Origin of the sequence: Stenotrophomonas nematodicola, from assembly GCF_009467805.1 — a bacterium.
In the GTDB taxonomy this organism is placed as follows: Bacteria; Pseudomonadota; Gammaproteobacteria; order Xanthomonadales; family Xanthomonadaceae; genus Stenotrophomonas; species Stenotrophomonas nematodicola.
The window spans coordinates 1255794-1271102 of the sequence record NZ_WIAY01000001.1 but is presented as its reverse complement, the minus strand read 5'-3'; the positions used below and the strand labels follow the sequence as shown (position 1 = coordinate 1271102).

11 protein-coding genes are annotated in these 15309 nt (G+C 66.4%); 9 read left to right on the top strand and 2 right to left on the bottom strand.

Translation table 11 applies throughout. The features are described 5' to 3' along the window. Positions 1–164: 164 nt before the first annotated feature. From cyoA to cyoD, 4 genes are read left to right on the top strand one after another with little or no spacing between them, the layout of a single operon-like run. On the top strand, positions 165–1241 hold the full coding sequence (gene cyoA / locus GDJ08_RS05920; protein ID WP_017355325.1) for a ubiquinol oxidase subunit II: 1077 nt from the start codon (positions 165–167) through the stop codon (positions 1239–1241). Positions 1242–1249: 8 nt separating this feature from the next. Beyond that, on the top strand, positions 1250–3247 hold the full coding sequence (gene cyoB, locus GDJ08_RS05915) for a cytochrome o ubiquinol oxidase subunit I (protein ID WP_026070658.1): 1998 nt from the start codon (positions 1250–1252) through the stop codon (positions 3245–3247). Further along, positions 3244–3885 carry a cytochrome o ubiquinol oxidase subunit III gene (cyoC, locus tag GDJ08_RS05910; RefSeq protein ID WP_037590942.1) on the top strand — a complete coding sequence of 214 codons (642 nt, stop codon included), beginning with the start codon at positions 3244–3246 and terminating at the stop codon, positions 3883–3885. Before cyoB ends, cyoC begins: the two co-directional genes overlap by 4 nt. Beyond that, on the top strand, positions 3885–4235 hold the full coding sequence (gene cyoD / locus GDJ08_RS05905) for a cytochrome o ubiquinol oxidase subunit IV (RefSeq protein ID WP_017355328.1): 351 nt from the start codon (positions 3885–3887) through the stop codon (positions 4233–4235). Before cyoC ends, cyoD begins: the two co-directional genes overlap by 1 nt. A gap of 185 nt (positions 4236–4420) precedes the next feature. Here cyoD and GDJ08_RS05900 read toward each other — a convergent pair whose 3' ends face one another. Continuing rightward, the gene (locus GDJ08_RS05900; RefSeq protein WP_017355329.1) at positions 4421–6484 is read right to left on the bottom strand and encodes a putative bifunctional diguanylate cyclase/phosphodiesterase; all 2064 of its coding nucleotides are present in this window, start codon (positions 6482–6484) and stop codon (positions 4421–4423) included. 149 nt (positions 6485–6633) lie between these two features. Here GDJ08_RS05900 and radA point away from each other — a divergent pair, with 149 nt between their 5' ends. From radA to GDJ08_RS05880, 4 genes are all read left to right on the top strand, one after another. Then, positions 6634–8010 (top strand): DNA repair protein RadA, encoded by a 1377-nt coding sequence (radA, locus tag GDJ08_RS05895; protein WP_017355330.1) that lies wholly within the window; start codon positions 6634–6636, stop codon positions 8008–8010. A gap of 127 nt (positions 8011–8137) precedes the next feature. Continuing rightward, on the top strand, positions 8138–9994 hold the full coding sequence (locus GDJ08_RS05890) for an ATP-binding protein (protein WP_017355331.1): 1857 nt from the start codon (positions 8138–8140) through the stop codon (positions 9992–9994). Between the two features lie 45 nt (positions 9995–10039). Next, complete coding sequence (locus GDJ08_RS05885) at positions 10040–12346, top strand: tetratricopeptide repeat protein (protein WP_136004384.1); 2307 nt, start codon at positions 10040–10042, stop codon at positions 12344–12346. A 59-nt stretch (positions 12347–12405) separates the two neighbouring features. Beyond that, complete coding sequence (locus tag GDJ08_RS05880) at positions 12406–12879, top strand: hypothetical protein (protein WP_229296449.1); 474 nt, start codon at positions 12406–12408, stop codon at positions 12877–12879. A 4-nt stretch (positions 12880–12883) separates the two neighbouring features. Here the strand turns inward: GDJ08_RS05880 and GDJ08_RS05875 are convergent, their stop codons facing one another. Continuing rightward, the gene (locus GDJ08_RS05875) at positions 12884–13678 is read right to left on the bottom strand and encodes a cytochrome C assembly family protein (protein ID WP_017355334.1); all 795 of its coding nucleotides are present in this window, start codon (positions 13676–13678) and stop codon (positions 12884–12886) included. A 131-nt stretch (positions 13679–13809) separates the two neighbouring features. Here GDJ08_RS05875 and ffh point away from each other — a divergent pair, with 131 nt between their 5' ends. After that, the gene (ffh, locus tag GDJ08_RS05870; protein WP_017355335.1) at positions 13810–15189 is read left to right on the top strand and encodes a signal recognition particle protein; all 1380 of its coding nucleotides are present in this window, start codon (positions 13810–13812) and stop codon (positions 15187–15189) included. The last annotated feature ends 120 nt before the right edge of the window (positions 15190–15309 follow it).

The following is a 15309-nucleotide window of genomic DNA, read 5'->3' as shown; positions in this document are numbered from 1 at the left end:
CTGCGCTGGATCATTGTCAATGCCTTTCTTAAATGGTGCGTGACGGCCTAAAATTAGAGGGCTGACAAGAACGTCCCTGTGCCCGTCCCCCTGGACCGGCACAACCGGCTTTGGCCGGGGTGGGGCGGGCCTGACCTGCATTCCCTACGCAATTGGATCGACCGATGATTCCGTTGAAACCCCTTGGACGCTTTTTGCGTCCGGGCCTGCTGTTTGCGTTGTCCGTGTTCCTCACGGGCTGCAACTCGGCCATCCTCAACCCCAAGGGCCAGATCGGCCACGATGAGAAGACGCTGCTGATCACGGCTACCGTGCTGATGCTGCTGGTCGTCGTGCCGGTCATCGTCATGACCCTGGCCTTCGCGTGGAAGTACCGTGCGTCCAACACCAAGGCCCGCTATGAGCCGAAGTGGTCGCACTCCACCGCGATCGAAGTGGTGGTGTGGTCGATTCCGTGCATGATCGTGCTGGTGCTGGCGGTCCTTACCTGGCGCTCCTCGCACGCGCTGGATCCGTACCGTCCTCTTGTTTCCGACAAGAAGCCGGTGGTGATCGAGGCCATTTCGCTGGATTGGAAGTGGCTGTTCATCTATCCGGAAGAGAAGATCGCCACGGTCAACGAGATCACCTTCCCGGTCGATACCCCGCTGAACTTCAAGATCACGTCCGATTCGGTGATGAATGCATTCTTCATTCCGCACCTGGGCAGCATGATCTACTCGATGACGGCGATGGAGACCAAACTCCATCTGATCGCCAACGAGACCGGCGAATTCCCGGGCATGTCCTCGCACTACAGCGGCGCGGGCTTCAGCAAGATGCATTTCAGTGCCCACTCGGTGACCGACGCGCAGTACCAGGCGTGGCTGACCAAGGTGCGTGCCGAGCGTGGCAGCCTGGACAAGGCCGCGTTCAACGCGCTGGGCGCCGAGAAGAACCACGACTGGCACCCGGTGACCTACTACGGCACCGTCGAGGCTGGCCTGTTCGACTGGGTGATCGCCAAGCACATGGGCGACAACCAGCACTACGGCATGAAGCACGACCACAAGGCCATGAAGCATGACGGCGCCGAGGGCGAAAGCCACGAAGGCCACGCCATGCCGGGCATGGCCGAGGGTCATGACGCTGCCGACGCGCACGCCGGCCATGCGGCCGGCGCCGCCGACGCGCATGCCGAACACACTGCAGACGAGCACGCCGCCGCCGGTCACACCGGCCACGGCGGCTCGGGAGAATGAGCATGAATCTGTTGGGTAAACTGACATTTGCCGACATCCCGCACGACCCGATCATCATCACCACGCTGATCGGCGCGGGCATCGGTGGCCTGCTGCTGCTGGCCCTGATCACCAAGTTCAAGTTGTGGGGCTATCTCTGGAAAGAGTGGTTCACCTCGGTCGACCACAAGAAGATCGGCGTGATGTACCTCGTTGTCGCCTTCGTCATGCTGCTGCGCGGCTTTGCCGACGCGATCATGATGCGTGTGCAGCAGGCGATGGCGGCCGGCGGTGCCGAAGGCGTTCTGCCGCCGCATCACTACGACCAGATCTTCACCGCCCACGGCGTGATCATGATCTTCTTCGTGGCGATGCCGCTGATCACCGGCCTGATGAACGTCGTGGTGCCGCTGCAGATCGGCGCACGCGACGTCGCCTTCCCGTTCGTCAACTCGCTCAGCTTCTGGCTGTTCGTGGCGGGCGCGGGCCTGGTGATGATCTCGCTGGGCGTGGGTGAGTTCGCGCAGACCGGTTGGCTGGCCTTCCCGCCGTTGTCGGGCAAGGAATACAGTCCAGGGGTGGGTGTCGATTACTACATCTGGGGCCTGCAGGTCGCCGGCCTGGGTACCACGCTGAGCGGCATCAACTTCTTCATTACCATCCTGAAGATGCGCACCCCCGGCATGAAGCTGATGCAGATGCCGGTGTTCACCTGGACCGCGCTGGTCACCAACGTGCTGATCATCGCCGCCTTCCCGGTGCTGACCATCACCCTGGTGCTGCTGACCCTGGACCGTTACCTGGGCACGCACTTCTTCACCAATGACGGTGGCGGCAACGCCATGCTGTACATCAACCTGATCTGGATCTGGGGTCACCCGGAAGTCTATATCCTGGTTCTGCCGGCATTCGGCGTGTTCTCCGAAGTCATCGCCACGTTCTCGCGCAAGGCGCTGTTCGGCTACAAGGGCATGGTCTACGCGACGGCGTGCATCGGCGTCCTGTCGTTCATCGTGTGGCTGCACCACTTCTTCACGATGGGCTCGGGTGCCAACGTCAATGCCTTCTTCGGCATCACGACGATGATCATCTCCATTCCCACCGGCGTGAAGATCTTCAACTGGCTGTTCACCATGTTCCGCGGTCGCGTGCAGTTCACCACCCCGGTGCTGTGGACCATCGGCTTCATGGTCACCTTCACCATCGGCGGCATGACCGGCGTGATGCTGGCGATCCCGGCCATCGACTTCGTGCTGCACAACAGCCTGTTCCTGATCGCCCACTTCCACAACGTCATCATCGGCGGCGTGGTGTTCGGCATGTTCGCCGGCATCACCTACTGGTGGCCGAAGATGTTCGGCTTCCGTCTCAACGAAACCTGGGGCAAGCGCGCGTTCTGGTGCTGGTTCATCGGCTTCTATGTGGCGTTCATGCCGCTGTACATCCTGGGCTTCATGGGCATGACCCGCCGCATGCAGAGCTACCCGAACATGGAGTACCAGCCGCTGCTGATCATCGCCATGTTTGGTGCCTTCATCATCGGTGCCGGCATCCTGTGCCAGGTCATCCAGATCGCCGTGTCGATCCGCGACCGCAAGAAGACCGCCGACCTGACCGGCGACCCGTGGGATGCCCGTACGCTGGAGTGGGAAACCTCTTCGCCGCCGTCGTTCTACAACTTCGGCTCGCTGCCGCGCGTCAACGAACTGGACGAGTTCTGGGAGCGCAAGCAGCGTGGTGAGGCGTGGGAACGCCCGGCCAGGTACACCGACATCCACATGCCGCGCAACACCGGCACCGGTGTGGTGATCGGCGCCTTCAGCCTGGTGTTCGGCTTTGCGATGATCTGGCACATCTGGTGGCTGGCCATCGTGGGCATGATCGGCATGATCGGCACCTTCATCTGGCGCACCTTCGACAAGGACGTGGATTACTACGTGCCGGCCGCCGAAGTGGAGCGGATCGAGAATGAGCACCGTCGCCACCTGGTGGCGCAGGGCCTGGTGAAATCGGAGCTGAAGGCATGAGCAGCACTATCCCCAACACCATGAACCACGGGCACGCCGCGCATGCGGCGGCCCACGGCCATGATGACCACGAGCACCACGACACCGGCGGCAATACCGTCTTCGGTTTCTGGGTGTACCTGATGAGCGACTGCCTCATCTTCGCCACGCTGTTTGCCACCTACATCGTGCTGTCCGGCGGTACCAACGGCGGCCCGGGTCCGAAGGACCTGTTCGAACTGTCGTTCGTGGCGTGGGAAACCACGCTGCTGCTGGTGTCCTCGCTGACGTTCGGTCTGGGCATGATTGCCATGCACAAGCACAAGGTCGGCCAGATGTACCTGTGGCTGGCCATCACCTGGCTGCTGGGCTTCGGCTTCATGGTCATGGAAGTGTGGGAGTTCAACCACCTGATCCATCAGGGCTACGGTCCGGACCACAGTGCGTTCCTGTCGGCGTTCTTCGCGCTGGTCGGTACCCACGGTCTGCACGTGAGCGCGGGCCTGCTGTGGCTGCTGATCATGTTCATCCAGATCAAGCAGAACGGCCTGACCCCGACCAACAAGACCCGCATGGCGTGCCTGAGCCTGTTCTGGCACTTCCTGGATCTGATCTGGATCGGCGTGTTCTCCGTCGTCTATCTGAATGGAGCGCTGTAATGTCCGCACATGACAATCACGCACACGACCACGGCCACAGCGCCGGCGGTGAGAGCCACGGCAGCGTCAAGTCGTACCTGATCGGTTTCCTGCTGGCTGCAGTGCTGACCATCATCCCGTTCTGGGCCGTCATGCACGGCGACCTGCCGCGTCTGACCACCGGCATCATCATCGTGATCACCGCGGTGCTGCAGATTCTGGTGCACCTGGTGTTCTTCCTGCACCTGGACCGCTCCTCCGAACAGCGCTGGAACGTCAGCGCGGCGGCCTTCACCGTCGTGGTGATCGGCATCATCGTCGCCGGTTCGCTGTGGGTCATGCACAACATGAACGTGCATATGATGCATTGAGGTCTTCGGACCCCGGCATGCAGAAAGGCCGCCTCCGGGCGGCCTTTCTGTTTGTTGGGTGAGGGGGCGGTGCCGGTGCCGGAGCGAAGGGCAGCCGACCAACGGTCGGCTCTACCCCGGGTGTCGCATACGCCGAGAGAGGCCGGTGGCGGCTGTAGGTGCCGACCGCCGGTCGCCACAGCCCCTCACGCGGCGCGCGCCAACCGCAGGAACTCCTCGGCACCCACGGGTTTGCCGAGGTGGTAGCCCTGCAGCAGATCGCAGCCGAGATCGCTCAGGTACTGGCGCTGGCCGTCGGTTTCCACGCCTTCGGCGACGATCCGCAGCTGCAGCGAGCGGCCGAGGGCGATGATCGAGGAGACGATCGCCGCGTCTTCGGCGTTTTCTTCCAGGTCATGCACGAACGCCCGGTCGATCTTCAGCTCGGTGGCTGGCATGCGCTTGAGGTACAGCAGGCTGGAATAGCCGGTGCCGAAGTCGTCGATGGAAATGTTCACGCCCATTGCGGTCAGCCCGTGGAGGATCTGCAGGCTGGCCTCGACGTCCTTCATCGCTGTGGTTTCGGTCACTTCCAGGGTCAGCCAGCGCGGCGCCAGCGCATGGCGCTCCAGCGTGCCGCGCACGGTCTCGAGCAGGGTGCTGGAGCCAAACTGCAGGGGCGAGAGATTGACCGCCATCGACCAGTCCGCGTGGCCCGCGTCGTGCCATTGGCGCAGCTGCGCGCAGGCGCGGTCCAGCACCCAGTCGCCGATCTGCAGGATCAGCCCGCTGCGCTCGGCCAACGGAATGAAGGCATCCGGTGACAGCAGCCCCAGCTCCGGATGCTGCCAGCGCACCAGTGCCTCCGCACCGGTCAGGGCCTGGCCGTTGGCCGGGAACTTGGGCTGGTAGTGCAGCACCAGTTCGTTGCGGATCACGGCCTTGCGCAGCTCCTGCAGCAGCTTGAGCTGGCGGTTGGCGCTGACGTTGAGCGACTGCGTAAAGAACGTATAGCCGTTACGGCCGGATTCCTTGGTGTGGTACATGGCGGCATCGGCATGCGCCATCAGGTCGCGTTCGCTGGTGGCATCGGCCGGGTACAGCGCGATGCCCAGGCTGGCGCTGACCTGCAGCTCCAGCGCGTCGATCACGAAGGGTTCGGCGATGGTGGCGATGATGCGCTCGGCCACCACGGCGGCATCTTCCGGCGCGTCGACCTGGAACACGATGACAAACTCGTCGCCGCCCAGACGCGCGAAGGTGTCCTGGGCACGCAGCAGCGCGGCCACGCGCTGGCTCATCTGGATCAGCAGCTTGTCGCCGAGTTGGTGGCCGTAGGCGTCATTGATGGTCTTGAAACCGTCCAGATCGCAGAACATCACCGCGAAGGTGAACTGGCGCCGACGCGCCTTCTCGATCGCCTGCTCGATACGGTCCTGCAGCAGCATCCGGTTCGGCAACTGGGTCAGCGGGTCATGCAGGGCAGCCTGGATCAGCTTTTCGTTGGCCTGCGCCAGCGAGTCCGCGAGCAGGCCGGTACGGGTGCGCATCTGGCGATCAAACACGGACGCGATCAGGGCAATACCCAGTGTGGCCAGTGTGGTGACGATCACCAGCACCGCCAGCCATTTGCTGTCGATGCCCTCGCCATAGGCCGCGCCGCAGATGCTGCCGGGCGGGAAGCTGGCGGCCGCCATGCCGGTGTAGTGCATGCCCACGATCGCCAGGCCCATCACCAGCGAGGCGGCGCCGCGCAGCAGGAACGGGCGGCGCTGTTCGCCGCGCAGGCGGAAGGCGATCCACAATGCCGCGCCGGAGGCCGCGATGGCGATCACGATGGAGGCGGTGAACCAGAGGGGATCGTAGGTGATGCCCGGCTGCATCTGCAGTGCCGCCATGCCCAGGTAGTGCATCGCCGCGATGCCCAGGCCCATCAGAACCGCGCCGGCGCCCAGGCGCGCCCAGGGCAGGTGCGGGCGGGAGACCAGCCACAGCGCATAGGCCGAGGCGCCGACCGAGACGGCCAGCGAGTACAGGGTGATCGCCAGGTCGTAGCCGACCGGAATCGGCAGGTCGAAGGCGAGCATGCCGATGAAGTGCATCGACCAGATGCCCAGGCCCATCGCGACGGCGCCGCCGGCCAGCCACCAGCGTGCCACGCGCCCCTGCGTGCTGGCCAGACGGCCGGCCATGTCCAGCGCCGTGTAGGAGGCGAGGATGGCGACCAGCAGCGAGAACACGACAAGACTCTGGCTGTAGGTGCCGGACATGAAAGAAAACCTGGGGAGCGGAGGGGGTGCAGGAGTGCGCCGGGGTATCGGCACCGGCGCCGGATTCTTTAGGTCCGTGCGCGCCGCGTCTCGGATGCTGCGACGCGGCTCGGCTATCCTGACCGCCTGACGATGAAGTGGAAGTGGACATGGCCAAGAGGCTCACCGCCTACGTCTGCAGCGAATGCGGCGCGGAATACAGCAAGTGGCAGGGCCAGTGCACCGAATGCGGGGTCTGGAACGTGCTTGGCGAGGTGGTGCTGGAAAGCGCCGCCGCCGCCAAGTCGCCGGCGGCGCGACGCTCGGGCTGGGCCGGCAAGGTCGATGCCCCGCAGATCATGGCGCTCAAGGATGTGCAGCAGACCGAACACCTGCGGGTGAGCACCGGTATCGGCGAGTTCGACCGCGTGCTCGGCGGTGGTCTGGTGGAGGGCGCGGTGGTACTGGTCGGCGGCGATCCGGGCATCGGCAAATCCACCCTGCTGCTGCAGGCCGTGGCGAAGATGGCCGCGTCCTTGCCGGTGCTGTACATCACCGGTGAGGAGTCGCTGTCGCAGGTGGCCGGACGGGCGGTGCGTCTGGATCTGCCGCTGGACGGGGTCAATGCGCTGGCCGAGACCGGGATCGAGGCGATCCTCAGACATGCCAGCGTAGCCAAGCCGAAGCTGATGGTTGCCGACTCGGTGCAGACGCTGTGGACCGAATCGCTGACCGCCGCACCTGGCTCGGTCAGCCAGGTGCGCGAAAGCGCGGCCCGGCTGGTCAGATTTGCCAAGGAAACCGGCACCGCGGTGTTCCTGGTCGGGCACGTGACCAAGGAGGGCGGCATTGCCGGCCCGCGCGTGCTCGAGCACATGGTCGATGCGGTGCTGTATTTCGAAGGCGAGAGCGGCAGCCGCTTCCGCCTGCTGCGCGCGTTCAAGAACCGCTTTGGTGCGGTCAACGAACTGGGCGTGTTCGCGATGGGCGAGAAAGGGCTTAAGGAAGTCTCCAATCCCTCGGCGATCTTCCTGTCCGGTGGCAGTACGCGCCAGCCCGGCAGCTGCGTCATGGTCACCCGCGAGGGCACCCGGCCGTTGCTGGTGGAAGTGCAGGCGCTGGTCGACGCCTCGCCACTGTCCAACCCGCGCCGGGTGGCGGTGGGCCTGGAGCAGAACCGGCTGGCCATGTTGCTGGCCGTGCTGCACCGTCACGGCGGCGTCCTGGTCGGCGACCAGGACGTGTTCGTCAATGTGGTCGGCGGCATCCGCGTACAGGAGACCGCGGTCGACCTGCCGGTGCTGCTGGCGGTGTTGTCCTCGCTGCAGGACCGCCCGCTGGCCGAAAAGACCATCGCGTTCGGCGAGGTGGGTCTGTCCGGCGAGATCCGCCCGGTGCCCAATGGCGAAGACCGGCTGCGCGAGGCCGCCACGCATGGCTTCAAGCGCGCCATCGTGCCCAAAGCCAATGCGCCCAAGGCCGGAAGCGTGAAGGGCATGGAGGTGATCGCGGTGGAGCGGCTGTCCGAGGCCATCGACGCGATCTGAACGGGCTGTTTCCGACGCCCGCGCCGCGCAGGCAATGCGTGGCCGGGCTGTGCTAGGTTTCCTTTCCCGAAATCCTCGTTCCAGCGCGCATCCCGGCCGGGGTGCGCCCGCCAGAGAAAACGATTACATGCAAGAGACTCCCCTGGATGTACAGGGCGCCAGCGAGATCCGTCGCGCCGGTGTCGACCTCAACGGATTGATGACTGTCCTTGGCAAGCATCTGTATTCCACCCCGGTGGTGGCACTGCGCGAACTGGTGCAGAACGCGCACGATTCACTGGTGCGGCGGCGCCTGGAGCAGGCCGACTGGCAGGACCCGGGCCGGATTGAAGTGCATGGCGATGCCGTCAACGGCATCGTGCGCATCATCGATACCGGTGCCGGCCTGACCCAGCAGGAAATCCACGATTACCTGGCCACGGTCGGCGTGGGCTACACCCGTGGCCTGCGCCAGGCGGGTGAAGACGACGAGGGGCTGATCGGCATGTTCGGGCTGGGCTTCCTGTCCGCGTTCGTGCTGGCACGCCGGGTCACTGTGCGCACCACCTCCTACCAGCAGCCGACGCTGGGCCACTGCTACGTGTCCAGCAATGCCGAGCAGTACACGGTGTCACCGATGCCGGCCCGTGCGGTGGGGACCGAGGTGATCCTCGAGCTGCACAGCAGCTACGTGCATCTGGCGCAGGAGCAGAACCTGCGCGACATCCTCGGCCGGTACTGCGCGTTGCTGGGGGAGCCGATCCACATTGGCCAGGATGCGCGCGCGATCAATCCCGAGCCGCCGCCGTGGCGACCACAGGCCGGTGTGGTCATGCACCCGCTGCAGGCGCAGCGCCGTGGCCTGGAGTTTGCCGCGCACTTCGAACGCAGCTTCGAGCCGATCGCCTGCATGCCGTTGCGCGCCGATGGCGGCAGCGATGCGGTGGGCCTGCTCTGGGTACAGGACGGTGCCACTTACGGCACCAGTGACAACCGCAATCTCTCGGTGTTCGTGCGCGGCATGCTGCTCGACGACGACGCACGCGATCTGCTGCCACCGTGGGCCGGTTTCATCGGCGGGGTGATCGAATCGAGCCGGTTGACGCCCACCGCCAGCCGCGAAGATCTGCAGCGCGATGAAACCTACAGCGCCGTGCAGCATGCGCTGGGAGAGGCCCTGATCGATGGGCTGGTGGAGATCGCACGCCAGCAGCCCGAAGCATGGCGACGCATTCTGGTGCGGCACAACGAAGCGCTGCTCGGGGCGTCGCTTTGCGACGACCGCCTGTTCCAGCTGCTGCTCGAACACGTGCGCGTGCCCAGTTCGCAGGGCGACATCAAGGCCAGCGAACTGCCGTCGCGCGGTGCGGTCCACGTGATCCTGGACAGCGGCGGCGGGTTCGAGGAAATGCTGTTCCGTGCGATGGGCGTGCCGGTGGCGCATGGCAACCGTTACGCGGTGGTGCCGTTCCTTCGCCGCTGGACCCAGGCCAAGGGCATGCGCCTGGTGGAGCTGGGCACCGAGCAGGGCAACCGCGCGCTGTTCCGCACCGATACGCTGCCCGATGCCGAAATGGACTGGCTGCAGACCCATCTGGGTGACGGCGAGCAGTTGCTGCCGGCGCATTTCAGCCCGTCTGAACTGCCGGTGGTGGTGGTGCCCGATCGCGAGGCCGAGCTGAAACGCCGTCTGGAGGACGACGAGAACGACAAGCGCGTGTCGATGGCCGCGCTGCGGCTGGCGCGACAGTTCACTGCCCGGATCGTGGCGCGCGCCCCGTCGCGCCTGTACCTCAACCTGGACAACCCCGCTGTGCAGGCGCTGCTGGCGGCGATGCGCGCCGGCAACCCGCAGGCCGCGTCCGCCGCACGCCTGCTGCGCTCGCTGAAGGTGATCGTCAGCGCGCAGGGTCGCGCACAGGACGGCGGCGCGGCCAGCACCGATCTCAACCGCGCGTTCGGCGACATCGCCGATGCCCTGCAGCAGATGCTGCAGGCGCGCTGACCCTCCCTTTCTTCAACGTTACGCACCACAGGACGGCACGACCGCATGGATATCTGGAATTGGGTTGAAAAACTGCAGGACGATCTCGGCGAAGCCGGGCAGGCGCAGAGCGCGCAGCTGCTGACGCGCTTGACCGATGAGGTCTGCGAACTGCGCATGGACCGCGTGGATGCCCTGCTGCCCGAAGCGCGTGCGCTGGGCAAAACGCTGGGCAATCCGTGGCTGGAGGTGTTTGTCGGCCACTGGGACATGCGCAACCGCGTCGGCAACCGACTGGAAGGCGAGTCGGCGCTGGGCGACGCCGTGGCGCTGTTCGAACGCGCCCACCGTGCCGATACGGTGGAGTGCCCGCAGTCGATCTGCGTGACCCAGGACCTGGCGGCCTGTTACGGCAACATCGATGGCCCCGGCTGGGTGCCCGAGCGCATCGAGGTCTGCGAGGAAACGCTGGCGCGGATCAATCCGAGCTGGGCGTGCTTCCAGTGCCTGAGCTGCGAGAAGGCCGATGCACTGCTCGACGACGGCAACAGCCAGGGCGCGCTGGATTATCTGGATGTGCAGGCCGGTACCGTGCTGGCGCACGGCGGCAAGGTATACGACAGCTTCCCGGAGATGCGCATCAAGATCCTGCTCGCCAGCGGCCGCGCGGCCGAGGCGCTGGCGTTGATCGATGTGCGACAGGCCGAAGTGGACGCCGAAGGTGACTACGAGCCTGCCAACTGCACTGTTCCGCGCAAGCTGTCGCGCGCGTGGGCACTGGCGCAGCTGGGCCGCGACGAGGAGGCGCTGGCATCGCTGGTACCGTTCAACCAGCTGTCGCCCAATTACCGTCGCATGTGGGCGCACACCGTGGCGCTGCTGGTGCGCAATGCGCCCGAGCGCAACAGTTGGGATCTGGGGCGCCGCCTCAACGCGACCCTGGCGCATTACGCCGAGGTCGGTGCACATCGCTTCGTGATCGAAATCGCCGGGCTGTGCGTGGACATGGCGCTGCAGCGCGGTGCGGTGTGGACCGCGCGCCGTCACCTGGCACTGGCCCGCCAGCACGTGGGCCAACTGCGCCAGGACCGCGGCGCCAGCGATGCGATCGCCGCGATGGCCGCACGGATCGATGCCGCTCCCAGCACCGCCGCGTTGCCTGTTCCTGCCGAAGGCCTGCTCGACTGGCTGGTTGAACAGGGCGAGCAGGGCGATGGGCGTGATCCGGAGCGCGAGGCGCAATGGCTGCTGCAGGGCGTGGAGCAGCGTCCCGACGACGCAGCCATGCTGGATGTCGCCGCCTCGGCGCTGAACGCCTGTGGTGCGGAGGAAGAGGCCATCGCGTTGCTGTGGGCGTTTGTCGAGCGCCACCCGCATGAGGATGCCGCCCCGGCGTACTCGCTCCTGCGCCTGCTGGTGCAGCGTGGCGACCAGGCCGGGCTGGACCGCCTGATGCAGCATTACCAGGCGCAGGTGCCGGTGTTCGCACTGTGGTGCCAGGCGCAGATGGCACACAAGCTGTCCGACTGGGCCACGCTGGAGCAGGCGTGCAGCGCGCTGCTGGCGCTGTCGCCGCAGTCGCATGGTGCGCGCAACCTGCTGGGCGTGGCCTTGATGGCGATGCAGCGCTTCCAGGATGCCGCCGTGCAGTACCGCCACCTCACCGAGGTGCTGGAGGAACCGCGCAGCGCGCATTGGGATCACATGACCGCCGCCAGTGCCGCCCGCGACTGGGCGGCCGTGCGTGGCTCGGCAGCGGCCATCGGCATGGAGCTGGACAGCACCGACGGCCCGGTCGAGGAATCCTTCGGCTGGGTGATCATCCGCTGCACCGACGGTGGCGAGCCGATCGAATACTATGCGCGCCGCACCGGCCCGGTCACCGCGCGGATTGTCGAGAACGCGCCGGCCAACCGCCGCCAGCGCGTGGACGACTGGGTGGTGTTCGACGCCGAGCTGGTGCATCCGGCGCCGGAGGACGAGCAGGAGCGCGAGCGCTTCATGCCCACCTATGCCGAGGTCCATCTGCTTGAAAGTGGTGGCTATGCGGGCAGCTGGCTGGTGGATGGCGTGCATCCGGGCGAAGACGCGTGGAGTGCCTTCGCCGAGGCGGTCGAGGCCCGTGGCTGGAAGCTGTGGACGCACAGTCCGGACGACTACCAGCTCACCGATGCCGAAGGCGACGATGTGCCACTGCCGGGCGTGCTGTTCACCGTGGCGCAGCCGCAGGAACAGCCGCCGCTGGACCTGCACCGGTTCCTGCTCGACGCGACCGCGCAGTGGCCGCACCAGCTGTGCTGGCTGCGCCTGGCCGAAGCCTGCGACCAGGACGCGCAGCGCCACCTGGACGTGATCGAGCGTTACGGTCTGTGATGGCCGGGCCGGGCGCGCCAACGGGGCGCCCGGCCCATCGACAGGGAAGGAGACGAGGTATGCGGATGCCACAGTGGACGCGGGTGTGTGGTGGCCTGGCAGTGGCGCTGCTCTGCGCGCCGACAGCGCAGGCCGGGCAGGCGTGCGACGACCCGGTGGTGGTGGCGCGCCGATTCCAGCAGGCCAGCATGGACGGCCTGCTGGCGACGCCGGCGGAGGTGCTGACGCCCGCGCTGGGCAGGTTGTTCGCCGAGGAGCGCGACTGCCAGGAGCGCGAGCAGGGCATCTGCCATCTGGACAGCGATCCGTGGCTGGACGGCCAGGATGGCGAGATCGACGCGCCGTTCGCGTTCGCGCGCGTGGCGGGCAGCGCCGCCGACGTCGCCACGGTGGAGGTGCGTTATGCGGTATGGGGTGAGCCGTACCGCGTCCTGCTGTCGCTACGCCAGCGCGGCGATGGGTGCTGGGGCGTGGACGACATGACCACCCAGCGCGGCAGCCGCCTGCGCGATCAACTGACCGAACCGCTGTAGGCGACTAGCGCGCGTGGCCGAACACCAGTTCGATCACGAACTGGCTGCCGAAGAACGCCAGCAGCAGCAGGCCCATCGCGGTCAGGGTCCAGTGGACGGCCTTGGCGCCGCGCCAGCCATAGCGGCGGCGGCCGATCAGCAGCGTGCCGAACACGATCCACGACAGGATGCTGAGCACGGTCTTGTGCACCAGCTTCTGCGCCAGCAGATCGTCGACGAACAGCACGCCGGTGACCAGGGTCAGGGTGAGCAGGGCGAATCCGACGGTGATCACCCGGAACAGCAGCGCTTCCAGGTCGGCCAGCGGCGGCAGCGCACGCAGCCAGGGCCGGAAGTCGCGCCGGCGCAGGGCGCGTTCCTGCAGCCACAGCATGATCGCCAGCAGCGCGGCCACGCTCAGCGTGGCGTAGGCCAGCAGCGCCATCCAGGCATGGGTGGCGAGCTGCCAGCCCAGCGGGCGGCTCGGCTCATGGCCGTAGCCGTGGTAGATGCACAGCACCGCCGCGGCCATCGGGAACACCAGCACGCCCAGTGCGGCCATCCGGCCCCGGGCGGCCACCAGCGAGGTCAGCCAGGCCATGCCCAGCCCGACCAGCGACAGCGCCGCGAAGAAGTGCATGTCCGGTCCGCCGCTGGTGCGCATGGCCACCAGAACGTGGTAACTGCCATGCAGCAGCATCGCCGGCAGGGCCGGCCACAACCAGGCCGGCGAGCGCGGGCCGTCATCGCGGCTCACCGCGCGCACCAGCAGGCCGGTCGCGGTCAGGTAGAGCAGGGTGGCGATGAGAACGATTGTCATCGTGTCAGTTTCGCATACCCCCGGGATGCTGGCGATGCCTGCGGCGACAGGCCGCAGCGGCGATCCGGCGGCCGCAGCGGACCCGCTATACTGTCGGTCTCTTTGTCTTTCGTTCTGAACAGGTTGCCTCCATGTTCGAGTCCCTGACCCAGCGCCTCTCCGGCACCATCGAGCGGCTGCGCGGCCGCGGTCGCCTCACCGAGGAAAACATCCGCGAGGCCACCCGCGAAGTCCGCATCGCCCTGCTCGAGGCCGACGTCGCGCTGCCGGTCGTACAGGCCCTGATCGAGCGCATCAAGGTGCGCGCGGTCGGCCAGGAAGTGCTCAAGTCGCTGACCCCGGGCCAGGCCCTGATCAAGGTGGTGCGCGACGAGCTCACCACGGTGATGGGTTCGGCCGCCTCCGACCTCAACCTCAACGTGCCGGCCCCGGCGATCATCCTGATGGCCGGCCTGCAGGGCGCGGGCAAGACCACCACGGTGGGCAAGCTTGCCAAGCATCTGAAGGAAAAGCGCAAGAAGAAGGTGATGGTGGTGTCGGCCGACGTCTACCGTCCGGCCGCGATCGAGCAGCTCAAGACCCTGGCCGACCAGGTCGGCGTGCTGTTCTTCCCGTCCACCGCCGACCAGAAGCCGGAGGCCATCGTCCGTGCCGCCATCGACGATGCGCGCAAGTCCTTCGTGGACGTGCTGCTGGTCGATACCGCCGGCCGCCTGGCCATCGACGACGCGATGATGGCCGAGATCAAGGCCCTGCACGCAGCGGTCAACCCGGCTGAAACGCTGTTCGTGGTCGATGCCATGACCGGCCAGGACGCGGCCAACACCGCCAAGGCCTTCGGCGAAGCGCTGCCGCTGACCGGCGTGGTGCTGACCAAAACCGATGGCGATGCCCGCGGCGGTGCCGCGCTGAGCGTGCGCTACATCACCGGCAAGCCGATCAAGTTCGTCGGCGTCAGCGAAAAGCCCGACGGCCTGGACGTGTTCCACCCCGATCGTCTGGCCAGCCGCATCCTGGACATGGGCGATGTGCTGTCGCTGGTGGAACAGGTCGAGCAGCAGGTCGACAAGGACAAGGCGGCCAAGCTGGCCGAGAAGGTCGCCAAGGGCAAGAAGTTCGACCTCAACGACATGCGCGACCAGCTCGAGCAGATGCAGAACATGGGCGGCATCGGCGGGCTGATGGACAAGCTGCCGGGCCTGGGCCAGATCCCCGAGCACCTCAAGCAGCAGGTCAGCCAGGGCAAGGAAGTGCCGCGCATGATCGCCATCATCAACTCGATGACCAAGAAGGAACGGCGCAATCCGGGCCTGCTCAACGGCTCGCGCCGCGCCCGCATCGCCCGCGGTTCCGGCCTGACCCCGGCCGACGTCAACAAGCTCATGAAGCAGTTCCAGCAGATGGAAAAGATGATGAGCAAGATGGCCGGCGGCGGCATGAAGGGCATGATGCGCAGCATGAAGGGGATGATGGGCGCGATGGGCGGCCGCGGCGGCCTGCCGTTCCGCTGAGTGCCCTGTGCGCGGCCGGCCTTCGGGCCCCGCGCCGCCTCTGCTTCTACGAAATGGCCGCACGCGTCACCCGCGTGCGCTTTTGCCTCTTGCCAGCGTCTGGGCCGGGGTGCTTGACTA